Annotated in this window: 1 protein-coding gene; it reads left to right on the top strand. The window is 54.3% G+C overall.

The window, feature by feature from the left end; translation table 11 throughout:
- The first annotated feature begins 93 nt into the window (after window positions 1–93).
- Window positions 94–2796 carry an alanine--tRNA ligase gene (gene alaS / locus WC529_09100; GenBank protein ID MFA5114426.1) on the top strand — a complete coding sequence of 901 codons (2703 nt, stop codon included), beginning with the start codon at window positions 94–96 and terminating at the stop codon, window positions 2794–2796.
- Window positions 2797–2822 lie beyond the last annotated feature (26 nt).

Below are 2822 nucleotides of genomic sequence, written 5' to 3'. Positions count from 1 at the left end.
AGATCGCGGCTAGCGACCCGCAACGGGTCAAATATTTAGCGTTTGAAAACCTGCCGATCGAACAGGTCCAGGCAAAGATAAGGAGAATCGTTGATGAAAAGTTCGGAAATTAGGGAAAAATACCTGCGGTTCTTTGAAAGCCGGGGACACCACATCCTCCCGGGTTCCTCGCTGGTCCCGGCCGATCCGACGGTCTTGCTGACCCTGGCCGGCATGCTTCAGTTCAAGCCGATCTTTCTCGGCCATGAAAAATCAAAATATCCGCGAGCGACCACGGTCCAGAAATGCATCCGGACCCTCGATATTGAACGGGTCGGGAAAACCCCTCGTCATCACACTTTTTTTGAAATGCTCGGTAATTTCTCGTTCGGCGATTATTTCAAGAAAGAAGCGATCCAGTTCGCCTGGGAACTGCTGACCAAGGAATTTAAGATCCCGGTCACGAAATTGCGGATCGCGATCTTCGAAAAGGACGACGAAGCGTTCGAGATCTGGCGCAATGGCATCGGCTTGCCGGAATCGATCATCCACCGTCTTGGTGAAGACAATAATTTCTGGGCGGCCGGACCGACCGGTCCTTGCGGCCCCTGTTCCGAGATCTATTACGATCTGGGCCCGGATAAAGGTTGCGGCAAGGATGATTGCGCTCCCGGCTGTGACTGTGACCGCTTTCTCGAGATCTGGAACCTGGTCTTCATCCAATATAATCGGAACGAAAAAGGGGAGTTGATCCCGCTCAAGAGCCGGGGGATCGATACCGGCATGGGGTTGGAGCGGATCGCTTCGGTCCTTCAGGGGACGGACGACAACTTTGAGACCGATCTTTTCGTCCCGCTGATCAAACTGGTCGAAAGCCTGGCCACTAATTCGGCCGCTTCGCCCAGCTCCAAGCGGATCATTGCCGACCATGCCCGGGCGGTCACTAACCTGATCGCCGACGGCGTTTATCCGTCCAATGTCGGTCGGGGTTATATCCTCCGCCGTTTGATCCGCCGGGCGGTCAGTCACGGCAAGCGGATCGGGATCGAACGCTCTTTCCTGACCGGACTGGCCAAAGAAGTGATCGCCGGCCTGGGGGAGATCTATCCGGTCCTCAAAGAAAAAGAAGCCACGATCATGGAGATAATAAAGGAAGAAGAAAACAACTTTTTCGCGACTTTAAGCTCCGGTCTTAAATGGTTTGAGGAGTTGATCGGCAAACTACCGGCCGGAGGACAACTGGCCGGAGCGGACGCTTTCAAACTGCACGACACGTACGGGTTTCCGATCGACCTGACGGTCGAGCTGGCGGCGGAGAAAAAACTGACCGTTGATCTGGCCGGTTTCGAAAAGGAGATGAACGCCCAGCGGGAACGGGCCAGGAAAAGCGGCCTGGGGCGCGACAAGAAGGTTGACCTTAATTCACTCGATCTTAGCCACCTGAAGCCGACCCAGTTCGTCGGCTACGAGAAGAACGAAGAAGAGAGCAAAGTCGTGGCGGTTTTTCCGGACCAGAAACTGGTCGTCCTGGAAAAAACGCCTTTTTACGGCGAAAGCGGCGGACAGGTCGGCGATTCCGGCGTCCTTGTTTTTGACGGCAAGGAGTTGCTGGTCCTGGGAACGATCGTCACCCCGCAAAAGATCATTCTCCACCGGGTCGAAGAGCTGAAAGGCCTGAAAGAACACGTCAAGGTCAAAGCGCGGATCGACCTTGCCAAACGGCTGGCGACCGCGGCTCATCACACCGCCACCCATTTGCTGCATCAGGCGCTGCGTGAGGTCCTGGGGGAACACGTTAAACAGGCCGGTTCCTATGTCGGGCCGGACAAGCTCCGCTTTGATTTTTCTCACTTTAAAGCGCTGACCGATGAAGAATCGATGAAAGTCGAACAGCTCGTCAACCAGAAGATCAGGGAAAAGATCAAAGTTGAAATATTGAAAAAGAACTATAAAGACGCGGTCGCCCTGGGGGCGATGGCGTTGTTCGGCGAGAAATACGGCGATGAGGTCCGCGTTCTCAAAATCGGCAATTACAGTCTGGAACTTTGCGGCGGGACCCATGTCTGCTCGACGGGCGAGATCCTTTTCTTTAAGATCGTTTCCGAAGGGGCGCTTGGCGCCGGGGTCCGCCGGATCGAAGCGGTCGCCGGCCAAATGGCTAAGTTTTATATCGTTTCTAAAGCGAAAGCGATGTACAGCGAAGTTGACGCGCTGGCCGATAAATACCGGGCGCTGCAGAGGAAGAAGGGCCTTTTGGAATGCCATGAGGAGCTGGAGGCGAATATTTTCGAGATCGAAACGACTGAACTGGAACGGCTGGAAAAAGCGGTCGAAGCCCAGGATTTAAAACTTGTCGACCAATTCCTTTATCATCTGGCCGGACGGGTCGACTGGATCAAGGAACGGATCCTCAAGATCGAAAAAGAGATCAAGGTCATGGAAGAACAAAAAGCCGCCCAAGAAGCGTATGCGCTGGCCGCGGCCGCCGTTGAGATCAAGGGGCGCAAGGTAATCCTTAAGGAATTCCAGGATTATTCCATGGATACCCTTCGCGTCTTCGCCGATTCAATTCAGAACACGCTAAAATCGGCGGTTATCTTGCTTGCTTCGGCGAACAACGGCAAGCTGATCTACCTGATCACCGTTTCGCCCGACTTGGTCGGCCAGGGGTTGTCCGCCAAAAAGATCGCCGAGCTTTTTGCCTCGATAGTTGGCGGAAAAGGGGGCGGCAGGGAGGATAAAGCGGAAGGCGGGGGAAAAGAGGCCGGTAAAATCACCGAGGCAATAGCCAAAGTCAGCGAGCTTCTCGCTTCATGAACCGGATAATGGCCTTTGATTTCGGC

The sequence above is a fragment of the Candidatus Margulisiibacteriota bacterium genome, from assembly GCA_041650855.1.
Lineage (GTDB): Bacteria > Margulisbacteria > WOR-1 > O2-12-FULL-45-9 > XYB2-FULL-48-7 > JALOPZ01.
This window is presented reverse-complemented; position numbering and strand designations above follow the sequence as displayed.